Genomic DNA, 21,629 nt, shown 5'->3' with positions numbered 1-21,629 from the left:
TTCCCTATTCACGCGGGGTGTCAGTTTCCCCCGCCCCCTGCGAGCCGTTTCCATGATGGAATCCGGCGCGCGGGTCAGGCCCCGTTTTGAAGGCTACGTTTCCATGTCATTCGCAACCCTCGGCCTCGCCGAGCCGCTCGTCCGCGCGCTCGAAGCCAAAGGCTATACCACCCCGACCCCGATCCAGGCGCAGTCGATCCCGATCCTGCTCGAAGGCGGCGACCTGCTCGGCATCGCGCAGACCGGCACCGGCAAGACCGCCGCGTTCGTGCTGCCGTCGATCCAGCGCCTCACCGAGAACCAGAAGCGCGTGCTGCCGACGCATTGCCGGATGCTCGTCCTCGCCCCGACACGCGAACTCGCCAGCCAGATCGCCGACAATGCGCGCGGTTACGGCCAGTTCAGCAAGCTGTCTGTCGCGACCGTGTTCGGCGGCACCAGCATCAACAAGAACCGCCAGGACCTCAGCCGCGGCGTCGACATCCTCGTCGCGACGCCGGGCCGGCTGATCGACCTCGTCGAGCAGGGCATGTGCAACCTGTCGATGATCGAGATCCTCGTCCTCGACGAAGCCGACCAGATGATGGACCTCGGCTTCATCCACGCGCTCAAGAAGATCGTGCGGATGATCCCGCGCAAGCGCCAGACGCTGTTCTTCTCGGCGACGATGCCGGTGGCGATCCGCGAGCTCGCCAACCAGTTCCTGCACGAGCCGAAGACGGTGTCGGTCGTCCCCGCCTCGACCACCGCGGAGCGCGTCGACCAGTATGTCACCTTCGTCAATCAGGCGGAGAAGCAGGCGCTGCTGACGATCGTGCTGCAGGATCCGACGATCAACCGCGCGCTCGTCTTCACGCGCACCAAGCATGGCGCCGACCGCGTCGTGAAGCTGCTCGCCGGCAACGGCATCGCGGCGAACGCGATCCACGGCAACAAGAGCCAGGGCCAGCGCGAGCGCGCGCTCGGCGAGTTCAAGGACGGCAAGACCAAGGTGCTGGTCGCGACCGATATCGCGGCGCGCGGCATTGATGTCTCGGGCGTCAGCCACGTCATCAACTTCGAGCTGCCCAACGTGGCGGAGCAATATGTCCACCGCATCGGCCGCACCGCGCGTGCCGGCGCGAGCGGCATCGCCGTCGCTTTCTGCGCCGATGACGAGCGTCCGTACCTCAAGGACATCGAGAAGCTGACCCGCCAGAAGGTCGCGGTGCGGCCGCTGCCGGACAATTTCACCGGCCTGTCGAACGAGATCAAGGCGACCCGCGTCAAGGCGATCGGTGCCGATCCCGCGCCGCGTGCCGACCTGCCGCGCGGCCAGCGCCAGCCGGCGCGTCCGCGCGCCACGCATGCGCCGACCGCGACGCGCAACTATGCCAACGCCAGCCGTGGTGGCCAGCGTAGCGGCGGCGGCGGCGGTGGCGGTCGCGGCGGTCGTTCGGGTGGCGGCGGCGGTGGTCGCGGTCAGGGCTCGGGCGCGGCGCGTTAAGGCTCGCGATCGATCTCCCTTGCCCCGTTCGTGCTGAGCTTGTCGAAGCACGGATGAGACCCATCCGCCCTTCGACAGGCTCAGGGCGAACGGTATCGGGGTTCGCTGATATCCACCGGCCCCGCGGGAGCGATCCTGCGGGGCCGTTGCGTATCCATGGCAACCCGCTGCGATATGAGGCATTCTTCCAGCAGAGGAGATGATGCCATGGACGTATCGACCACCCCGCTGCCCGAACGGATCGCCCGCGTGCTCGCCGGGCAACGGATCAGCGCCAACGCCGGCGGCGACGCCGAGAGCGCCGGCGAACAGGTCGATCTGGCGTGGCGCGACTATCTGGCGGATGCGCGCGCGGTGCTGCGGACGCTGCGTGAGCCGGACCGCAAGATGGCCGCGGCCGGCGATCCCGCGGTGTGGGAGCGGATGGTGCTGGCGGCGATCGAGGAGTCGAAGCCGGAGACCGTGGTGCTTTAAGCGGGACTATCACCAGCGTTCCGCCCTCGCCCTCACCCTTCGGCGCTATGCGCCTTTTCCCTCTCCCATCGGGAGAGGGAAGAGCCGGCGCAGCCGGCGATAGGGTGAGGGCGAGTGCGGGACGCCCGCAATCAATCCTCGAACACGGCTGCGCGTTTCGTCATATTGGCGGCGACCGCCTCCATCATGTTCGGCTTGCCGATCACCTTCATCTGCTCTTCGGTCTCGGCCACCAGCATGTCGCGCGGGTCGGCGTCATGCGCCATGTTGAGCAGCCGCTTCGCGCCGCGGATCGCGTGCGGACTCCGCCCCGCGATCGTCCGCGCCAGCGCCAGCGCCTCGGCGAGCGGATCCGCCGCCAGCCGCGTCACGAAGCCATGCGCCAGCGCCTCCGCCGCATCGAACTCGCGCGCGGTATAGACGAGCTCGCGCAGCACGTCGTCGCGCACCAGCCCGCGCCAGATCGGAAAGCCGGCCATATCGGGCACCAGTCCCCAATGCGTCTCGCGGATCGCGAAGCGCGTGTCGGGTGCGGAGATGCGAATATCGGCCCCCGACATGATCTGGAAACCGCCGCCGAAGGCGACGCCGTGCACCGCGGCGATCACCGGCATCGGCAATTGCCGCCAGCCCCAGGTGACGTGCTGCGGCGGGATCGCGCCCTGCGCGTTGCGCTCGGTCGACATGCCCGAGCCGCCCTGCGCCATGCTCGCCATGTCGAGGCCGGCGCAAAAGCCCCTGCCCTCGCCCGACAGGACGACGCAGCGCACGTCGCGCCGTCCGGCGAGCGCGTCGATCGTCGCGCCGATCGCGGTGAACATCGCCGGGTCGATCGCATTCATCTTGTCCGCCCGCGCGAGCCGGACGTCGGCGATCCCGTCGGTGACGCTGAGGGTGACGCGGTCGTTCATGGCTCTCTCTCCCGTGGCCCGGCTTCAATCCGTTTGCCCCGAGCCTGTCGAAGGGCGGCGTTCGATCGCAAGCGCGGGCTTCGACAGGCTCAGCCCTAACGGGTTGGGGCGGTGGTATATGTCCCACGCTACCGCCACCCGGTGCGTTGCGCTACCGCCGATGGCGTGTAGAGACAGAGCCATGAGCGGCTTCAACATCGACGCCTTCATGGCGCACCGGTTCGGCGGCCATGCCGGGGCGCTGGGCATCGTCTACCATGGCCGTGGCGACGGCTGGGTCGAGCTGGCCTTGCCCTATACCGACGCGCTGGTCGGCGATCCCGACAGCGGCGTGCTCGCCTCGGGGCCGATCATCGCGCTGATGGACATGGCGACGAGCATCGCGGTGTGGGTGGAACGCGACAAATTCGCTCCCCAGGCGACGCTCGACCTGCGCGTCGACTATCTGCGGCCGGCGGTGCCGGGGCGGACGGTGATCGGCCGCGGCGAATGCCTGCGCCTGACCCGCTCGATCGCCTTCGTGCGCGGCATCGCCTATGACGATACCCCCGACGATCCGCTCGCGCATGTCGCGGGCACGTTCATGCTGATGGATGCCAACGCATGACGCCGCCGTCCGTCCTGCCGCCTTATGCCGAGCTGCTCGGCATCTCGCTGACCCCGCGCGACGGCGCCGCGCCGACGCTGCTGCTGCCGTTCCGCGATGCGGTGCTCGGACGCCCCGGCTTCCTGCATGGCGGCGCGATCGCGGGGCTGCTCGAGGTGGCGGCGATCGTCTCGCTGCGGCATGCGCTCGCCGAGGAAGGCGGCGGCCGGATCAAGCCGGTCAACGTCACCGTCGACTTCATGCGCGGCGGCCGCGACAAGCCGACACACGCCGAGGGGATCGTGACCCGGCTCGGCACGCGCATCGCCAACGTCGAGGCGGTGGCGTGGCAGGACGACCGCGCCAAACCGATCGCCAGCGCGCGGATGAACTATCTGATCGTGCGGGATTGATAAGCTTCTTCGTCATCCCGGCGCAGGCCGGGACCCATGGGCACGATGTCGGCAGCGTCGGCACGCATCACCGGCCGCCCGCAACCATGGGTCCCGGCTTTCGCCGGGATGACGAAGGGATCGAGGGCGCGCGCCTACCCCCGCGCCACCCGCTCCGCCTCGGCGACCTGCTCGGGCGTCGGCGTGACGCCGGTATAGAGCACGAACTGCTCGAGCGCCTGTAGCGTGCCGATCGCGGCGCCGGTGATCACCCGCTTGCCGGCGTCGCGTGCGGCGCGGAGCAGCGGCGTATCGGGCGGCAGCGCCACCGCGTCGAGCACCAGCTCCGCCGCGGCGATCGTCTCGCGGTCGAACGCCAGCGCGTCCGCGTCCGGCCCTTCCATGCCGAGCGGCGTGACGTTGGCGATCAGGCCGGCGGTGCGACCGTCCACCTCCGCCGCCCACTCCCAGCCGACCGACTCGGCCAGCGCGCGACCGGATTGCTCGTTGCGCGCAACGATCGTGCCGCGGGTCAGGCCGGCGTCGCGTAGCGCGGTCGCCACTGCCTTGCCCATGCCGCCCGAGCCGCGCAGCATCGCGGTCGTGCCCGCCGCCACGCCGGCCTGTTCGACCAGCGTGCGCACCGCCGAATAATCGGTATTGTGGCCGGTCAGCCGGCCATCGTCATTGACGATCGTGTTGACGCTGTCGATCGCCGCCGCCGAGCCTTCAAGCCCGTCGAGCAGCGGGATCACCGCCTCCTTGAACGGCATCGAGATCGCGCAGCCACGGATGCCGAGCGCGCGGATACCGCCGATCGCCGCGGGCAGATCGGTGGTGCTGAACGCCTTGTAGACATAGTCGAGCCCGAGCAGCTCGTAGAGCCGGTTGTGGAAGCGCGTCCCGAAATTGCTCGGCCGCGCCGACAGCGACATGCACAGCCGCGTATCACGGCCGATCAGGGGTTTGGTCATGGTCGTTCCTTCGCAATTTCTCCCTCGCTTTAGCGGGGGAGGGGGACCGCCCGCGTCAGCGGGTGGTGGAGGGGGCGTTTCCGCATACGGCATGTCTACCGTATCCTCCCCCTTCGTCACGGCTTCGCCGTGCCACAGTGCCGGGTCGGCCATGCCCCCGGCATGACTTTGAACGGCCGGGGGCCGTTCAACCCGGCACTCCCTGGCGGGGGAGGACTTATTTCGCCGTCAGCCGGATCAGCCGCCCCTGCGACTTGCCGCCGTCCTCGATCAGCCAGATCGCGCCGTCCGGCCCCTGATCGACGTCGCGGATGCGCGCGCCCATCGGCCATTGATCGCCCTTCCTCGCATTCTGCCCGTCGAGGTCGACGCGGACCAGCGACTGCGACGACAGGCCGCCGATGAAGGCATCGCCCTGCCATTGCGGGAACATCTTGCCCGAATAGATCATCAGCCCGCCCGGCGAGATCACCGGATTCCACCACACCTTGGGCGGTTCGTAGCCGTCGCCCGGCGCGTGATCGGGGATGTCGCGGCCGTCGTAATGGCTGCCGTTCGAGGCATTGGGCCAGCCGTAATTGCGGCCGGGCATGATGAGGTTGACCTCGTCGCCGCCCTTCGGCCCCATTTCCTGCTCCCACAAACGCCCCTCGCCGTCGAAGGCGAGCCCGAGCAAATTGCGGTGGCCATAGCTCCACACCTCGGGCGCGAAGCCCTTGGCGGCGAGCGGGTTGCCCGGCGCCGGCTTGCCGTCGAGCGTCAGCCGCAGCACCTTGCCGAGCGTCGCCTGCGGGTCCTGCGCCGGCGTGAACTTCTGCCGCTCGCCATTGGTGAAGAACAGCGACTGGCCGTCGGGCGAAAAGGCGATGCGCCCCGAATAATGGCCGTCGCCCTCGACGAACGGCCGCGCCTGGAACAGCGCCTCGATCTCGCCGAGCCGGTCGCCGCCGCGGCCGTCGTCGCGCAGCCGGCCGCGCGCCAGCACGACGCCCTTGCCGCCCGCGCCCTTGGTCGAATAGCTGAAATAGATACGCTTGCTGGTCGCGAAATCGGGGGCGGGAACGACGTCCATCAGCCCGCCCTGCCCCGCCGTGTCGACGGGAAGCGTCGCGATCGTCTGGCGGCGTTTGCCGTCGGGCGACAGCAGGATCATCTGCCCCGCCTTCTCGGTCACCACGATCCGGTCGTCGGGCAGGAAGGCGAGCGCCCAGGGCGAGACGAAATCAGCGACGATCGTCTCGCGGAACGGCTTGGCCGAAGGCGGCGTCTCGCCCGCCTGCGGGCTCCCGTCGGTCGCGGGGGCATTCCCCGAACAGGCGATGAGGGCGATCGGCAAGGCAGCAAATAGAGCAAGTCGCATGATATTCTCCCGGTTGCCGTCTTATACGCACGATGGTCGACGAGGATGCTTGTTTCCATGCGGCGGTAAGCGTATATGACGCCTGCCTTCTCTTACATCGTCAGGTGAAAGAGGCTGCGGGGGACCCCCTCCGCGGCGGCGGACACGCATATCTGGAGCCTGCATGGCGGACATCGCCCACCTCACGCAATTGATCGAACCGGAAGCCCGCGCGCTGGGTTTCGACCTCGTGCGCGTGAAGATGTTCGGCGGCAAGTCCGACCCCACGTTGCAGGTGATGGCCGAGCGCCCCGACACCGGCCAGCTGACGATCGACGATTGCGCCGATCTGTCGCGCCGCATCTCGGACGTGCTCGATGCGCTGGAAGCCGAGGGCAAGGACCCGATCGAAGACGCCTATCGCCTCGAAGTGTCGTCGCCCGGCATCGACCGGCCGCTCACCCGGCCGCAGGATTATACCAATTGGGCGGGTCACGAGGCGAAGATCACGCTGATCGACAAGATCGACAACCGCAAGATCCTGACCGGCGATCTCGTCGGCATCGATGGCGACAAGGTGACGATCGACGTGCGCGGCTATCAGCCGATGACGGTCGCGCTCGACCAGATCCACGACGCCAAGCTGACGATCACCGACCGTCTGCTCGCGGCTACGGCTCCGCTGTCGAGCGACGGCGCCGACGAATTCGAAGAGGTGTCCGACGACACCGACTCCAACGACAATCATGCCCTTAGCGAAGGACAGAAGTAAGATGGCCACCGTCGCCACCGCCAACCGTGCGGAATTGATCGCGATCGCCAACTCGGTCGCCACCGAGAAGATGATCGACAAGAGCATCGTCATCGAGGCGCTCGAGGAAGCGATCCAGCGCGCCGCCAAGACCCGCTACGGCATCGAGAACGACATCCGCGCCAAGCTCGACCCGAACACCGGCGACCTGCGCCTGTGGCGCGTCGTCGAGGTGGTCGAGGCGGTCGACGATTATTTCAAGCAGGTCGACGTCACCCAGGCGCAGAAGCTCCAGAAGGGCGCGGTCGTCGGCGACTATATCGTCGATCCGCTGCCGCCGATCGAATTCGGCCGCATCCAGGCGCAGGCGTCGAAGCAGATCATCTTCCAGAAGGTCCGCGACGCCGAGCGCGAGCGCCAGTATGAAGAGTTCAAGGATCGCCAGGGCGAGATCATCACCGGCGTCGTCAAGCGCGTCGAGTTCGGCCATGTCGTCGTCGACCTCGGTCGCGCCGAGGGCGTCATCCGCCGCGACCAGCAGATCCCGCGCGAAGTGGTGCGCGTCAACGATCGCATCCGCTCGCTGATCCTCAACGTCCGCCGCGAGAACCGCGGGCCGCAGATCTTCCTCAGCCGCGCGCACCCCGACTTCATGAAGAAGCTGTTCGCGCAGGAAGTGCCCGAGATCTACGACGGCATCATCACCATCCAGGCCGCCGCACGCGACCCGGGCAGCCGCGCCAAGATCGGCGTCATCAGCCGCGATTCGAGCATCGATCCGGTCGGCGCCTGCGTCGGCATGAAGGGCAGCCGCGTCCAGGCCGTCGTGCAGGAGATGCAGGGCGAGAAGATCGACATCATCCCCTGGTCGCCCGATATCGCCACCTTCGTCGTCAACGCCTTGCAGCCCGCTTCGGTGAGCCGCGTCGTGATCGACGAGGAAGAGGAGCGGATCGAGGTCGTCGTCCCCGACGACCAGCTCAGCCTCGCGATCGGCCGCCGCGGCCAGAACGTGCGCCTCGCCAGCCAGCTCACCGGCAAGGCGATCGACATTCTCACCGAGCAGGATGCCAGCGAGAAGCGCCAGAAGGAGTTCACCGAGCGGACCGAGATGTTCCAGAACGAACTGGACGTCGACGAGACGCTGGCGCAGCTGCTGGTGGCCGAGGGCTTCGGCGCGCTGGAAGAGGTCGCCTATGTCGAGCTCGACGAGATCGCCGGCATCGAGGGCTTCGACGAGGACCTCGGCCAGGAGCTGCAGAGCCGCGCGCAGGAAGCGCTGGACCGTCGCGAGGCCGCCAATCGCGAGGAGCGCACCGCGCTGGGCGTCGAGGACGCGCTGATCGACATGCCGTATCTGACCGAGGCGATGCTGGTCACGCTCGGTAAGGCGGGGATCAAGACGCTCGACGATCTCGCCGATCTCGCCACCGACGAACTGGTCGAGAAGAAGCGCGTCGAGCCGCGCCGCCGCAACGAGGACGCGCCCAAGCGCCCCGAGCCGAAGGGCGGCATCCTGGCCGAATATGGCCTGAGCGACGAACAGGGCAATGAGATCATCATGGCCGCGCGCCAGCATTGGTTCGCCGAGGACGAGGCCCCGGCCGCGGCCGAGACGGCCGAAGCAGGCGAGGACGCGAAGAGCGAGGCGGAGGAAGGCTGATGCCGTTCGTCTCGATCCGACTGGCGGGCAGCGCGACCCGCGAGCAGAAAGCGGGGATCGTCGCCGACGTGACGACCTCGCTGGTCACGCGGCTGGGCAAGAACCCGGCCGCGGTGCAGGTCGTGATCGAGGAGGTCTCGACGGAGAATTACGGCGCCGGCGGCCAGCTGATCGCCGACCGCGACGCCGCCCCTGCCGCGCCATCGAGGGAGGACGCGCATGCGGTTCCCTCACAATGAGGCGCTAGGGCTCCAGCAGGTTCGCGACGGGCGACGCGATTCGCGGGTGACCGCGGGGACGCGTGCGCCTGCTATGGCTCTCGGTGTGAACTCCACCGCGGGGGGCGGCGCATGACCGATCCCGTCCGCAAGTGCATCCTGACGCAGGATCGTGACGAACGCGACAACCTCATTCGGCTGGCGATCGCGCCCGACGGGCAGGTGCTGCCCGACGTGCGCGCCAAGGCGCCCGGCCGCGGGGCGTGGATCGGCGTCACCCGCGCCGAACTCGAAGAGGCGATCGCCAAGAAGAAGCTGCGCGGCGCGCTCGCGCGTGCCTTCAAGGGCGCCGAGCTGGTCATCCCCGACGATCTGCCCGCGCGGATCGCCACCGCACTCGAGCGCAACGCGCTCGACCGGCTCGGGCTCGAATCGCGCTCGGGCACGCTGCTGACCGGCTCGGAGAAGATCGAGGCGGCGGCGCGCGCAGGGCAGCTCCATGCGCTCTATCACGCGGCGGATGCCGGCACCGACGGCAACCGCAAGCTCGACCAGGCGTGGCGGATCGGCTCGGACCGCGAGGGATCGACGCTGAGGGGCTTGGTTTTGCCGATGCCCCGCCCCATATTGTCGTTGGCGCTGGGCCGCGAGAATGTGGTACACATCGGCCTGACCGACCGCGCTGCCGCCGCGCGGGTGAGCGATGCGCTCGACCGCTGGCTGCATTTTATCGGACCTGAAACCCCTCCCGTGCCTTGCGAAACGGCCTCGCAAGGCGCATCGGCGCCCGGACTTCCCCCTGTATTTCCGGGGGATGTATCCGACGGGCTGCGACCGGCCGTAGACGTGAACGAGGAATTTGAGTGAGCGACACCGACAACGATAAGCCGAAACTTGGCATGCGCGCGCCTTTGGGGCTGAAGCGCACGGTCGAGACCGGCCAGGTGAAGCAAAGCTTCAGCCACGGCCGGTCCAATACGGTGATCGTGGAGACGAAGAAGCGGCGCGTTCTCGGCCGTCCGGGCGAGGCGCAGGCCGCGCCCGAACCGCAGGTCGAGGCGCCCGTCGCCGCGCCTGCTCCGGCGCCCGCCCCCGCCCCTGCTCCACGTCCGGCGCCGTCGAACGAGACGCCGCAGGAGCGTCAGGCGCGCATGCTGCGCGAGGCCGAGGACCAGCGCATGCACGCGCTGGAGGATGCGCGCCGTCGCGAGGAAGCCGCGCGTGCGCAGGCTGCCGAGGACGAACGCGCCCGCGCCGCCGAGAAGGCCGCCGCCGCTGCCGCTCCGGCACCGACGCCCGCTCCCGAGCCGACACCGGAACCGGTCGCCGCACCGGCACCCGCCCCGGCTGCACCGCAGGTCGCCGCACCCGTCGTACCGACCCCCGCCGGCCGTGGCTTCCGCCCGGTCGAGCGCGTCGTGCCGCCGGCACCGGTCGAGGCGCCCGCGCCTGTCGCCGCACCGACGCCGGCGCCCGTTCCGGCACCTGCTCCTGCACCTGCGTCGGTCGAGGCCGCTGCGCCCGCTCCGGCACCGGCCCCCGCGCCGGCCCCGGCGCCCGCACCGATCGTCGGTTTCGGTCGCGATCCGTCGCTGCCCGCGCCGCGTCGGTTCTCGCCGGTCGCCCGTCCGGAAATCCCCAAGCCGCAGCCCAAGCCTGCACCGGCCCCTGCGGCCGCGCCGGCTGCTGCCGCGACGACCGCGACGGGCAATGCCGGTGGCGCCGGCGGCGCTGCGTCGCGCAACCTGCCTTCGGGTCAGGCGACGCCGCGCAACGCACCGCCGAGCCGGCCGACGCAGCGTGACCGCAAGGGCGACGAGCGTCGCGGCGGCAAGCTGACCGTCAACCGCGCGCTCGGCGACGATGGTGCGCGCTCGCGCAGCCTCGCCGCGCTCAAGCGTGCGCGTGAAAAGGAAAAGCGTCACTTCGGCGGCCCGCGCGAACAGCAGGCCAAGCAGATCCGCGACGTCCAGGTTCCCGAGGCGATCACCGTCCAGGAACTCGCCAACCGTATGGCGGAGAAGGGCGCCGATCTGGTCAAGACGTTGTTCAAGATGGGCATGCCCGTCACGATGACGCAGACGATCGATCAGGACACCGCCGAGCTGCTGGTGACCGAATTCGGCCACAACATCGTCCGCGTCAGCGACAGCGACATCGATCTGGCGCTCGACACCGGAGAGGATTCGACCGAGTCGCTCAAGCCGCGTCCGCCGGTGGTGACGATCATGGGTCACGTCGATCACGGCAAGACGAGCCTGCTCGACGCGTTGCGCGGCACCGACGTGGTACGCGGCGAGGCCGGCGGCATCACGCAGCATATCGGCGCCTATCAGGTCACGCTGAAGGACAAGTCGAAGGTCACGTTCCTCGATACGCCGGGCCATGAGGCGTTCACGCAGATGCGTGCCCGCGGCGCCGACGTCACCGACATCGTGGTGCTGGTGGTCGCGGCCGACGACGGGCTGATGCCGCAGACGATCGAGGCGATCAACCACACCAAGGCGGCCGGCGTGCCGATGATCGTGGCGATCAACAAGATCGACAAATATGAGGCGAATGCCCAGCGCGTGCGCGAGCGTCTGCTCGAGCATGAGGTCGTGGTCGAGGAAATGGGCGGCGACGTCCAGGACGTCGAGGTCTCGGCGCTCAAGAAGACCGGGCTCGACACGCTGATCGAGAAGATCCAGCTCCAGGCCGAACTGCTCGAACTGCGCGCCAATCCGGATCGCGCCGCCGAGGGTACGGTGATCGAGGCGAAGCTTGACAAGGGCCGTGGCCCCGTGGCGACGATCCTCGTCAATCGCGGCACGCTGAAGGTCGGTGACGTCTTCGTCATCGGCGCGGAGAGCGGCAAGGTTCGTGCGCTGATCGACGACAAGGGCCGTCAGGTGAAGGAAGCCGGCCCGGCGATGCCGGTCGAGGTGCTCGGCATGACCGGCGTTCCCTCGGCAGGCGATCCGTTGCAGGTCGTCGAGAGCGAGGCACGTGCCCGCGAGGTCGCCGAATATCGCCAGAGCGTGCTGACGCAGAAGCGCACCACGACGGCGCCGGCGAGCCTCGAGAGCATGTTCTCGGCGCTCAAGGCCAATGCCGCGATCGAATATCCGTTGGTGGTCAAGGCCGACACCCAGGGGACGGTCGAGGCGATCGTCGCGTCGATCAACAAGATCTCGACCGATCTCATCAAGGCGCGGGTGCTGCACTCGGGCGTCGGCGGCATCACCGAGAGCGACGTGACGCTGGCGGGTGCGAGCGGCGCGCCGATCATCGGCTTCAACGTCCGCGCCAATGCCAAGGCACGCGAGATCGCCGATCGGCAGAAGGTGGCGTTGAAGTACTATGACGTCATCTACGACCTGATCGACGAGATCCGCGCCGGCATGGCGGGCGAGCTCGGGCCGGAAGCGTTCGAAACCGTGGTTGGCCGGGCGGAGATCCGCGACGTCTTCTCGGCGGGCAAGCACGGCAAGGCGGCCGGTCTGCTCGTGGTCGACGGCGTCATCCGCAAGGCGCTCAAGGCGCGCATCACGCGCAACGACGTCATCATCTATCAGGGTGAGATCGCGTCGCTGCGCCGCTTCAAGGACGATGTCGCCGAAGTGCGCGCCGGTCTGGAATGCGGTGTGACGTTCACGCAGAATTTCGTCGACATCAAGCCCGGCGACTTCCTCGAGACGTTCGAAGTCGAGATGCGCGAACGCACCCTCTAAACCATGTCCCTCTCCCATCCGGGAGAGGGAGGGCGCTGCCGCAGGCGGCGGACGGGTGAAGGCGGCATGCCTCCTGCCCTCACCCTCCCTCCCCCGCCGGGAGGGGGTAAAAGGAATCATGAACAAAGATCCCCAGGATAAATCGGTCCGCGCGCTGCGCATCGGCGAACAGGTCCGCCACGTGCTGTCGGAGATCCTCCAGCGCGGCGACGTGCACGACGAGACGCTGGCCAAGCACATGGTCTCGATCACCGAGGTCCGCATGTCCTCCGACCTGCGCCACGCGACGGTGTTCGTGAAGCCGCTGCTCGGCAAGGACGAGGAACAGGTGCTCAAGGCGCTGCGCACCAACACCGCCTATCTGCAGCGCGAGGTCGCGCATCGAATCCAGACCAAATATGCCGCCAAGCTCAAGTTCCTGAGCGACGAGAGCTTCGACGAGGGCAGCCACATCGACGCGCTGCTCCGCAAGCCCGAGGTGGCGCGCGATCTGGGCGAGGATTGACGGGGCTTAGTCGGTGGCCAAGCTCTATTTCTACTACGCATCGATGAATGCGGGCAAGTCGACGACGCTGTTGCAGGCCGACTTCAACTATCGCGAGCGGGGCATGAACACGATGCTGTTCACCGCTGCGGTGGACGATCGTTTCGCGGCGGGGACGATCACCAGCCGGATCGGGCTCGAGGCGCCGGCGACGCCCTTCGATGCGGCCACCGACCTCGCCGCCTGCGTCGCCGAGCGGCAGGCGCGCGAGCCGCTCGCCTGCGTGCTGGTCGACGAGGCGCAATTCCTCTCCGCCGGGCAGGTCGCGCAATTGGCACGGATCTGCGACGTGCTCAACGTGCCGGTGCTTGCCTATGGACTGCGCACCGATTTCCAGGGGCGGTTGTTCGAGGGATCGGCGCGGCTGCTCGCGATCGCGGATGCGCTGATCGAGATCAAATCGGTGTGCGTGTGCGGGCGCAAGGCGATCATGAACCTGCGCGTCGATGCGCAAGGTCGTGCGATCGCCGAGGGCGCGCAGACCGAGATCGGCGGCAACGACCTTTATGTCGCGCTGTGCCGCCGGCATTTCAGCGAGGCGCTCGCCCCTCCCGTTTGCCCGGAGCCTGTCGACGGGCATTGAGTCTCACCGCGCTTCGACAGGCTCAGCACGAACGGTGGGGAAGGCGAACCGCGGCAAGTCGCGCTGCGCCGCCCGCATGTCAGCGAGGCGCGCACCCCGCCCGTTTGTCCTGAGCCTGTCGAAGGGCATTGAGTCTCATCGTGCTTCGACAGGCTCAGCACGAACGATGGGGAAGGCGAACCGCGGCATGTGGTGCTATGCCCCCCGCATCTCAGCGAGGCGCCCACCCCTCCCCGTTTGCCCTGAGCCTGTCGAAGGGCATTGAGACTCAGCACGGACGGCGGGGGAGGCGAACCGCTGCACTCTGGCGCGGCGCCCTGCCCCACGCCATATCGCGCGCATGAACCCCGAGAACATCGTCTATCGCACCGCCGTCTGGATCATCCCGCTGGTGATCGCGATCGTCTTCCACGAGGTCGCGCATGGCTGGATGGCGAAATGGCTCGGCGATCCGACCGCGCAGGAGCAGCGGCGGCTGAGCTTCAATCCGATCCGCCACGTCGATCCGGTCGGTACAGTGATCCTGCCGCTCGGTCTCGCCATCGCCGGTGCGCCGGTGTTCGGCTGGGCCAAGCCGGTGCCGGTGATCGAGCAGCGGCTGCGCAACCCGCGCTGGGGGATGGTCGCGGTGGCGCTCGCCGGGCCGGGGATGAACCTCGCGCTCGCGACGCTGACCGCGATCGCGATCGGTGTCATCGGCGCGACCGCGGGCGGCACCGCGCCGGTCGGGGTCGCCGCCTTCGTGCTCGCCAATCTCGTCAACTTCCTGCTGGTCAACGTCTTCCTCGCGATCTTCAACCTGTTGCCGATGCCGCCCTTCGATGGCGGCCATGTCGTCGAGGGGCTGCTGCCGCGGCCGCTCGCCGCGCAATATGCCAAGATCGGGCGGTTCGGCTTCCTGCTGCTGATCCTCGTGCTGGTCGTGCTGCCGATGGTCTTCCCCGGCGCCGATCTGGTCGGGCGCGTCGTCGGGCCGCCGGCGCAGGCGGTGATCGGCTGGTTCCTGGCCTTGGCGACCGCAATCGCCTAACGGCCGCGCGATGCACGGTTGGATCATCATCGACAAGCCTTTGGGGCTGGGCAGCACGCAGGTCGTCTCCGCGGTCAAGCGCGCGCTGCGGCAGGGCGGTTACGGCAAGTTCAAGGTCGGCCATGGCGGCACGCTCGATCCGCTGGCGACCGGGGTGCTGCCGGTCGCGGTGGGCGAGGCGACCAAGCTCGCCGGGCGGATGCTCGACAGCGACAAGGTCTACGATTTCACGATCCGCTTCGGCGAGCAGACCGATACGCTCGATGCGGAGGGGGCGGTGATCGCGACCTCCGACGTGCGGCCGACCGCGGCGCAGGTCGCGGCGGTGCTGCCGCGCTTCACCGGGCCGATCACGCAGGTGCCGCCGGCCTATTCGGCGCTCAAGGTCGACGGCGCGCGGGCGTACGACTTGGCGCGGGCCGGGGAAGAGGTGGTGCTGGCGGGGCGGCAGGTGACGATCCATTCGTTAAACTCCTCCCCCGCCAGGGGGAGGTGGCAGGCCGCAGGCCTGACGGAGGGGGAGGATACGGCGACCTCTGCGTCTGTGGAAACGCCCCCTCCACCACTCGCCTGCGGCGAGCGGTCCCCAGCGCAGGGTTGGATTGCCCCCGGCAATCCAAGATCATGCCGGGGGCATGATCGACCCTGCGCTCCCGCTGACGCGAGGGAGGAATTGGGGGAGATCACCCTTACCGCGCACGTCTCCAAGGGCACCTATATCCGCTCCCTCGCGCGCGACATCGCGCTGGCGCTCGGCACGGTCGGTCACGTCACGATGCTCCGCCGCACCAAGGCGGGGCCGTTCGACCTCGCCCCCGCGATATCGCTGGACAAATTGGCCGAAGCCGGTATGGCGCGCAGCCTTGAACAGATAATCCTGCCATTGAGGGCGGGGCTGGACGACATCCCGGCTCTATCCCTCACGCCCGAACAGGCAGGGGCGCTCCGCCAGGGGCGCGTTCTGAGCGGGATCGCCGGGGACGATGGCCAATATTTCGCGTGTGACGGGGATATCCCGGTCGCGCTGATAGAGGTCGAGGCCGCAGAGGCCCGCGTCGTCCGTGGCTTCAACCTTTGAACGATGTCGAGGACTGACACATGACCATTACCGCAGAGCGCAAGGCCGAAGTCGTCAAGGAACATGCTCGCCAGGAAGGCGACACCGGTTCGCCGGAAGTCCAGGTCGCGATCCTGTCGGAGCGCATCAAGAACCTGACCGAGCATTTCAAGGGTCACAAGAAGGACAACCATTCGCGCCGCGGGCTGCTGATGATGGTCAACAAGCGGCGCTCGCTGCTCGACTATCTCCGCAAGACCGACGGTCAGCGGTACCTCGACCTGATCGCGAAGCTCGGCCTTCGCAAGTAACGATGAGGGCGGCCTTCGGGTCGCCCTTTTCATATGTCCGTGCTACAGGCGGACATCACGAATTCACGAATACCGGCATGAGCCGGGTAGCGGAGACGGGCAATTCGGCCCCGATCCACGGGAGCGACAAGACGCTCCATACCGACGCGGGCCGGCTAGCCCGCGAGACAGGCCCCCCGCAGCATCTGGCTCGGGGAGTGAAGGAAAATACATGTTCAATGCCAAGAAGGTATCGATCGAGTGGGGCGGCCAGACGCTGACCCTCGAAACGGGCAAGGTCGCCCGCCAGGCCGACGGCGCGGTGATCGCGACGCTCGGCGAGACGGTCGTGCTCTGCGCCGTCACCGCGGCGAAGTCGGTGAAGGAAGGCCAGGATTTCTTCCCGCTGACCGTCCATTATCAGGAGAAGTTCTCCGCCAGCGGCCGCATCCCCGGCGGCTTCTTCAAGCGCGAGCGCGGCGCCACCGAGCGTGAGACGCTGGTCAGCCGCCTGATCGATCGTCCGATCCGCCCGCTGTTCCCCGAGGGCTTCTACAACGAGATCAACTGCATCGCGCAGGTGCTCAGCTATGACGGCGAGAATGAGCCCGATCTGCTGGCGATGATCGCCGCCTCGGCCGCGATGACGCTGTCGGGCGTGCCCTTCATGGGCCCGATCGGCGCGGCGCGCGTCGGCTATAAGGACGGCGAATATCAGCTCAACCCGTCGGACGCCGAAGTCGCCAACGGCGACCTCGACCTGATGGTCGCGGCGACGCACGACGCGGTGATGATGGTCGAGTCCGAAGCCAACGAGCTGTCGGAAGACGTCATGCTCGGCGCCGTGATGTTCGCGCATCGCGCGTCGCAGGACGTCATCGACGCGATCATCAAGCTCGCCGAACAGGCAGCCAAGGAGCCCTGGGAACTCAAGGTCCAGGACGACAGCGCCGGCGTGAAGGCCAAGCTCAAGAAGCTGATCGGCAAGGACCTGGAGGCGGCGTACAAGCTGACCGACAAGCAGGCCCGCCAGACCGCGATCAACGAAGCCCGTGCGAAAGCACGTGAAGGCATGGCCGACCTCAAGGACAGCGATCCCCAGGCCTATCTCGCCAGCCTCAAGCTGGTGAAGAAGCTGGAGGCGGACATCGTCCGCACCGCGATCCTCAAGACCGGCCGCCGCATCGACGGTCGCGACACCAAGACGGTCCGTCCGATCGAGGCGGAAGTCCACTTCCTGCCGCGCGCGCACGGTTCGGCGCTGTTCACGCGTGGCGAGACGCAGACGATCGCGACCACCACGCTCGGCACCCGCGACGCGGAGCAGATGATCGACGGCCTCGGCGGCCTGTCGTACCAGAATTTCATGCTCCACTATAACTTCCCGCCGTATTCGGTCGGTGAAGTCGGCCGCTTCGGTGCGCCGGGTCGTCGTGAAGTCGGTCACGGCAAGCTGGCGTGGCGCGCGCTGCGCCCGGTGCTGCCGACCAAGGAGGAATTCCCCTACACGATCCGCGTCACCAGCGACATCACGGAGAGCAACGGCTCGTCCTCGATGGCGACGGTGTGCGGCGGTTCGCTGTCGATGATGGATGCCGGCGTGCCGCTGAAGCGCCCGGTGTCGGGCATCGCGATGGGCCTGATCCTCGAGGGCAAGGACTTCGCCGTCCTGTCGGACATCCTCGGCGACGAGGATCACCTCGGCGACATGGACTTCAAGGTGGCCGGCACCAGCGAGGGCATCACCTCGCTGCAGATGGACATCAAGATCGCCGGCATCACCGAAGAGATCATGAAGGTCGCGCTGGCTCAGGCGCATGAGGGCCGCGCGCACATCCTCGGCGAGATGGCCAAGGCGCTCGGCGAGACCCGCTCGGAGCTGTCGGCGCACGCGCCGCGCATCGAGACCTTCTCGATCGACAAGTCGAAGATCCGCGAAGTCATCGGCACCGGCGGCAAGGTGATCCGCGAGATCGTCGCGCAGACCGGCGCCAAGGTCGACATCGACGACGAGGGCGTCATCAAGGTCTCCTCGTCCGATCCGGCGCAGATCGACGCCGCGATCAAGTGGATCAAGGGCCTCGTCGAGGAAGCGGAAGTCGGCAAGGTCTATGACGGCAAGGTCGTCAACCTCGTCGATTTCGGCGCCTTCGTGAACTTCATGGGCGGCAAGGACGGTCTCGTCCACGTCTCGGAGATAAAGAACGAGCGCGTCGAGAAGGTCTCGGACGTCCTCTCGGAAGGCCAGGCCGTCAAGGTCAAGGTCCTCGAGATCGATCCGCGCGGCAAGGTCCGCCTGTCGATGCGCGTCGTCGACCAGGAAACCGGTGCCGAGCTGGAGGACACGCGTCCGGCACGCGAGCCCCGCGAAGGCGGTGACCGTGGTCCGCGCGGTCCGCGCAGCGGCGGCGGCGATCGTGACGGCGGTGGCCGTGGCGACCGTGGCCCGCGGCGCGACGGCGGCGGACGTGACGGCGTTGGCCGTGGTCCGCGTCGTGACGGCGGCGACCGTGGTCCCCGCGGCGAGGGCGGCGATCGCGGCCCGCGCAACGGTGGCGGCAACGACGACGGCCCCGCCCCCGAGTTCGCGCCGGCCTTCCTGACCGAGACGCGCGACTGATCCTGCGGATCGACGTGAGCAAGAGGGGTTCGGCAGCGATGCCGGACCCCTTTTTCGTGGCATTCCGCCGTGTTCCCCAGCCCACCCCGTCACTCAGGAACAAGTCGAGACCGCTGCGAACTCCCCCAGTGCTCCTGCGAAAGCAGGAGCCCAGGAGTCTCCGAACGCCATAAGACGTTGTTTTGCTTGGCTCTGGGCTCCTGCGTTCGCAGGAGCACTGCGCTGGCTTTGAACGAGTCCGGGGCGACGGATTTGATGGCCGTCCGGGATGCGCCGTCAGGGCGTCGCCATCGACACCGTGGCGCCGGTCCACACTTGCTCCGCCGCGGCGCGCAGATGGCCGGTCGACACCGGCTTGTCGCAGCGTGGCAGTGCGCGATAGCGGTCCGGGATGATCGCCGCGTCATAGCCGCTGGTGATCAGCACGCGCACCTCGGCCGCGAGCAAATGGTCGATCAGCGGATAGACCAACGTCTCGCGCAGGTTGATGTCGAGGATCGCGACATCGGGCGCTTCGGCCTCGGCGAGCAGCCGCATCGCCTGCGGCAGCGAGGCGACCGGCCCGATCACCTGCGCGCCGACCGCGCGCAAATCGCGCGCCAGATCGTCCGCGATCAGATATTCGTCCTCGACGATGAGGATGGATCGCCCGGCCAGCGGTGATGCTGCTGCTGATGTCATTGAGCTACTCCCTGTAAAACAAGGGATAATGAATCAGTCGCCGACGGCTTTAACATGGGTAAGCGAGCAGAAGCGACAAATGCTGTCAAGTTTCCCCATGTCACCTGCGCCACTCTCCAATCGCCTGCTCACCCGGCTGCAGCACTATGTCGTGTTCGCCGACGACGAACGCGCGGCAATCGAGACGGCGTGCGCGGGACCGCCGCTCGCGGTACGCCAGCGCCGCGACCTGATCCGCGAGGGCGATCGTCCGCGCGGCGTCAACCTGATCGTCGACGGCTGGGCGTTCCGCTACAAGACGCTGGAGGACGGGCGGCGACAGATCATCGCCTTCCACCTGCCCGGCGACCTCTGCGACGTGCACGGCTATATCCTGCGCGAAATGGATCATTCGGTCGGCGCGCTGACCCCCGTGCGCTACGTCGAAATCCCGCGCGACCAGATCGAGACGCTGGCGGCGCTCGGCCCGCGCGTCAATCAGGCCTTGTGGTGGGACGCGCTGACCGGTGCGGCGATCCAGCGCGAATGGACGGTGAATCTGGGTCAGCGCGATGCGCTGGAACGGCTGTCGCACCTCTTCTGCGAGCTGATCTTTCGCCTGCGCGTCGTCGGCATGGTCGACGGTGCACGCTGCGAGATCCCGCTGACCCAGACCGACCTGGCCGAAGCGACGGGGATGACGCCGGTTCACGTCAACCGGATGGTGCAGGAGCTGCGCTCGCGCCACCTGATCCGCTGGAAGGGGCGCGAGTTCGAGGCGCTCGATCTTGACGGGCTGTGCGATGTCGCGATGTTCAATCCGGCCTATCTCCACCTCGATCACGAAGGACGGCATCTGGATGCCAACGGGTAATCCTCCCGCCATCGTCGCCACCGCTGCCGACCCACCCGCCGCGTGCGGCCCGATCGACTGGCACGCCGCCGCCGAGGGGGGCAGCCTCGCCTTCGCCGCCGCCTGGTCGTCGCTGACCGGGCAAAGCGCGGCGGAGCGCGCGGGAAGCGGCTGGCTCGCCTGCCTTCATCCGGACGATCATGCCGCGCTCACCGCCGGCTGGTATCGCGCGCGCACGACCCGGCTGTTCAGCGCCGATCTGCGCGTGCGCGCGGTCGCGACGGGCGACTATCGCTGGTTGCGCGTGCAGGGCATGCCCGCCGGCGACGGCACCGACGATTGGCGCGGCAGCGCGATCGACATTTCAGACCTGCACCAGCGACTCGCCGGCGAAGGCCGGCTGCGCGCCGCGCTCCACCATCGCATCCGCAACGCGATGGCGATCATCCGCTCGATCGCGCGGCGCACCGCGGAGAACAGCGATACGGTGGAGGATTATCGCAACCATTTCGATGGCCGTCTCGCCGCCTTCGCGCGGACGCAGAGCCATATCATGCGCGCCGGCGACCAGGGCGTCGACCTGGAGGGGCTGCTTGCCGACGCACTGCTCGCGCATCAGGTCGGCGGCCGCGTCGACTATGGCGGCCCCGAGGTGCGGCTGCCGCCGCGGCTCGCCGATCAGCTTGGCATCGCCTTCCACGAACTGACCGACAATGCTGTCCAGCACGGCGCGCTGCGCCGCGACGACGGCCGCCTCGACATCCGCTGGTCGACCGCGGGCGGCGACGACGACGAAGGCGGGCGCCAGCTCCACATCCAGTGGCACGAGGATCTGCCCGCCGGCGGCGTCATGGCGCCGGTCGGCGAGGGCTTCGGGCTCGAACTGCTCACCCGCAGCCTGCGTTACGAGGTCGACGCGACGGTGACGCTCGATTTCGCCGATCGCGGCATGCGATGCGCGATCGCGCTGCCGCTCGACGGCGTGGGATAGCGTCGCCGGGTTGATCCAATTGAATTCGGAATTGCGAAAAAACCGTTATAGATGAATTGCCTGCCGCGCAGACCCAGAGCGGCGGGGAATGATTTCGAACGGGAGGCGCGCCATGCAGATGTCAGCCGATATCGAATTCTATGTCCGCCGCGAACGCCAGGAACGACAGCTCGCCGAGCGCGCGCGCGATACCGACGGGCGCCGCGTCCATCTCGAACTCGCGCGCTGCTACGCGCAACTGATCGCCGACGCCGGCGAGGGCAACACCCGTTCCGATCCCGCGTGACCGCAGAATAGTCGCACGAGATCTTCCGGGCGGGTGTGCAGTGTTCCCGGCCCTTCCCCGTCACCCCGGACTGGTTCCGGGGTCCACTCTGCGGCGAGGAGAACGGCTTGAGGGGATAACGGCCCCCTTGCGGTCCGGTGGACCCCGGAACCAGTCCGGGGTGACGGATCTGATGTTGGAAACCGGGGCGGCACATCGTACCGCGCCC

The 21,629-nt window shown here is 68.1% G+C and carries 22 protein-coding genes; 18 read left to right on the top strand and 4 right to left on the bottom strand.

Going from position 1 to position 21,629, the window contains the following annotated elements:
• Positions 1–103 precede the first annotated feature (103 nt).
• Together AC07U4_RS12685 and AC07U4_RS12680 are read left to right on the top strand one after the other, a co-directional pair.
• The gene (locus AC07U4_RS12685; protein WP_495195609.1) at positions 104–1,486 is read left to right on the top strand and encodes a DEAD/DEAH box helicase; all 1,383 of its coding nucleotides are present in this window, start codon (positions 104–106) and stop codon (positions 1,484–1,486) included.
• Between the two features lie 207 nt (positions 1,487–1,693).
• Positions 1,694–1,960: a hypothetical protein gene (locus tag AC07U4_RS12680; RefSeq protein ID WP_038663103.1), complete on the top strand. Its 267-nt coding sequence runs from the start codon at positions 1,694–1,696 to the stop codon at positions 1,958–1,960.
• Between the two features lie 131 nt (positions 1,961–2,091).
• Here AC07U4_RS12680 and AC07U4_RS12675 read toward each other — a convergent pair whose 3' ends face one another.
• Positions 2,092–2,871, bottom strand: coding sequence for a crotonase/enoyl-CoA hydratase family protein (locus AC07U4_RS12675; protein ID WP_495195608.1), 780 nt, complete (start codon positions 2,869–2,871; stop codon positions 2,092–2,094).
• Between the two features lie 181 nt (positions 2,872–3,052).
• Between AC07U4_RS12675 and AC07U4_RS12670 the strand changes: the two genes are divergently transcribed.
• The gene (locus tag AC07U4_RS12670; protein WP_052075633.1) at positions 3,053–3,478 is read left to right on the top strand and encodes a PaaI family thioesterase; all 426 of its coding nucleotides are present in this window, start codon (positions 3,053–3,055) and stop codon (positions 3,476–3,478) included.
• Entirely contained in the window at positions 3,475–3,870 is a 396-nt protein-coding gene (locus AC07U4_RS12665; RefSeq protein WP_038663107.1) for a PaaI family thioesterase, read from the top strand. The genes AC07U4_RS12670 and AC07U4_RS12665 overlap by 4 nt, the downstream gene beginning before the upstream one ends.
• A gap of 134 nt (positions 3,871–4,004) precedes the next feature.
• Here AC07U4_RS12665 and AC07U4_RS12660 read toward each other — a convergent pair whose 3' ends face one another.
• The gene (locus AC07U4_RS12660) at positions 4,005–4,823 is read right to left on the bottom strand and encodes a shikimate 5-dehydrogenase (RefSeq protein WP_495195607.1); all 819 of its coding nucleotides are present in this window, start codon (positions 4,821–4,823) and stop codon (positions 4,005–4,007) included.
• 217 nt (positions 4,824–5,040) lie between these two features.
• Positions 5,041–6,183, bottom strand: a complete 1,143-nt coding sequence (locus tag AC07U4_RS12655; protein WP_038663112.1) for a PQQ-dependent sugar dehydrogenase — start codon at positions 6,181–6,183, stop codon at positions 5,041–5,043.
• A gap of 163 nt (positions 6,184–6,346) precedes the next feature.
• Here AC07U4_RS12655 and rimP point away from each other — a divergent pair, with 163 nt between their 5' ends.
• The 11 genes from rimP to pnp all read left to right on the top strand — a co-directional run bounded on the left by rimP (position 6,347) and on the right by pnp (position 18,631).
• Positions 6,347–6,934, top strand: a complete 588-nt coding sequence (gene rimP / locus AC07U4_RS12650) for a ribosome maturation protein RimP (protein WP_137899058.1) — start codon at positions 6,347–6,349, stop codon at positions 6,932–6,934.
• Position 6,935: 1 nt separating this feature from the next.
• A complete protein-coding gene (gene nusA, locus AC07U4_RS12645) occupies positions 6,936–8,576 on the top strand; it encodes a transcription termination factor NusA (RefSeq protein WP_495195606.1) in 1,641 nt (546 codons plus the stop codon).
• Positions 8,576–8,815, top strand: coding sequence for a tautomerase family protein (locus tag AC07U4_RS12640; RefSeq protein WP_038663118.1), 240 nt, complete (start codon positions 8,576–8,578; stop codon positions 8,813–8,815). Before nusA ends, AC07U4_RS12640 begins: the two co-directional genes overlap by 1 nt.
• A gap of 111 nt (positions 8,816–8,926) precedes the next feature.
• Complete coding sequence (locus AC07U4_RS12635; protein WP_495195605.1) at positions 8,927–9,661, top strand: DUF448 domain-containing protein; 735 nt, start codon at positions 8,927–8,929, stop codon at positions 9,659–9,661.
• Positions 9,658–12,507 carry a translation initiation factor IF-2 gene (gene infB, locus AC07U4_RS12630; RefSeq protein WP_495195604.1) on the top strand — a complete coding sequence of 950 codons (2,850 nt, stop codon included), beginning with the start codon at positions 9,658–9,660 and terminating at the stop codon, positions 12,505–12,507. The genes AC07U4_RS12635 and infB overlap by 4 nt, the downstream gene beginning before the upstream one ends.
• A 118-nt stretch (positions 12,508–12,625) precedes the next feature.
• On the top strand, positions 12,626–13,012 hold the full coding sequence (rbfA, locus tag AC07U4_RS12625) for a 30S ribosome-binding factor RbfA (protein WP_171009497.1): 387 nt from the start codon (positions 12,626–12,628) through the stop codon (positions 13,010–13,012).
• Positions 13,013–13,025: 13 nt separating this feature from the next.
• Complete coding sequence (locus AC07U4_RS12620; protein WP_495195603.1) at positions 13,026–13,634, top strand: thymidine kinase; 609 nt, start codon at positions 13,026–13,028, stop codon at positions 13,632–13,634.
• 340 nt (positions 13,635–13,974) lie between these two features.
• The gene (locus AC07U4_RS12615) at positions 13,975–14,664 is read left to right on the top strand and encodes a site-2 protease family protein (RefSeq protein WP_495195602.1); all 690 of its coding nucleotides are present in this window, start codon (positions 13,975–13,977) and stop codon (positions 14,662–14,664) included.
• 10 nt (positions 14,665–14,674) lie between these two features.
• Positions 14,675–15,742, top strand: a complete 1,068-nt coding sequence (gene truB / locus AC07U4_RS12610; RefSeq protein WP_495195601.1) for a tRNA pseudouridine(55) synthase TruB — start codon at positions 14,675–14,677, stop codon at positions 15,740–15,742.
• 20 nt (positions 15,743–15,762) lie between these two features.
• Positions 15,763–16,032, top strand: coding sequence for a 30S ribosomal protein S15 (gene rpsO, locus AC07U4_RS12605; protein WP_038663138.1), 270 nt, complete (start codon positions 15,763–15,765; stop codon positions 16,030–16,032).
• Positions 16,033–16,243: 211 nt separating this feature from the next.
• Positions 16,244–18,631: a polyribonucleotide nucleotidyltransferase gene (gene pnp, locus AC07U4_RS12600; protein ID WP_495195600.1), complete on the top strand. Its 2,388-nt coding sequence runs from the start codon at positions 16,244–16,246 to the stop codon at positions 18,629–18,631.
• A 276-nt stretch (positions 18,632–18,907) separates the two neighbouring features.
• Here pnp and AC07U4_RS12595 read toward each other — a convergent pair whose 3' ends face one another.
• The gene (locus AC07U4_RS12595) at positions 18,908–19,312 is read right to left on the bottom strand and encodes a response regulator (protein WP_495195599.1); all 405 of its coding nucleotides are present in this window, start codon (positions 19,310–19,312) and stop codon (positions 18,908–18,910) included.
• A gap of 97 nt (positions 19,313–19,409) precedes the next feature.
• Here AC07U4_RS12595 and AC07U4_RS12590 point away from each other — a divergent pair, with 97 nt between their 5' ends.
• From AC07U4_RS12590 to AC07U4_RS12580, 3 genes are all read left to right on the top strand, one after another.
• A complete protein-coding gene (locus tag AC07U4_RS12590) occupies positions 19,410–20,165 on the top strand; it encodes a Crp/Fnr family transcriptional regulator (protein ID WP_495195598.1) in 756 nt (251 codons plus the stop codon).
• A complete protein-coding gene (locus tag AC07U4_RS12585) occupies positions 20,152–21,135 on the top strand; it encodes a sensor histidine kinase (protein WP_495195597.1) in 984 nt (327 codons plus the stop codon). Before AC07U4_RS12590 ends, AC07U4_RS12585 begins: the two co-directional genes overlap by 14 nt.
• Before the next feature lie 112 nt (positions 21,136–21,247).
• On the top strand, positions 21,248–21,421 hold the full coding sequence (locus tag AC07U4_RS12580) for a hypothetical protein (protein WP_169742549.1): 174 nt from the start codon (positions 21,248–21,250) through the stop codon (positions 21,419–21,421).
• Positions 21,422–21,629 lie beyond the last annotated feature (208 nt).

The organism is Sphingomonas sp. GW821-FHT02B09, from assembly GCF_059421875.1.
Note: the sequence above shows the minus strand (reverse complement) of the source record. Positions and strands in the feature narration are given on the sequence as shown.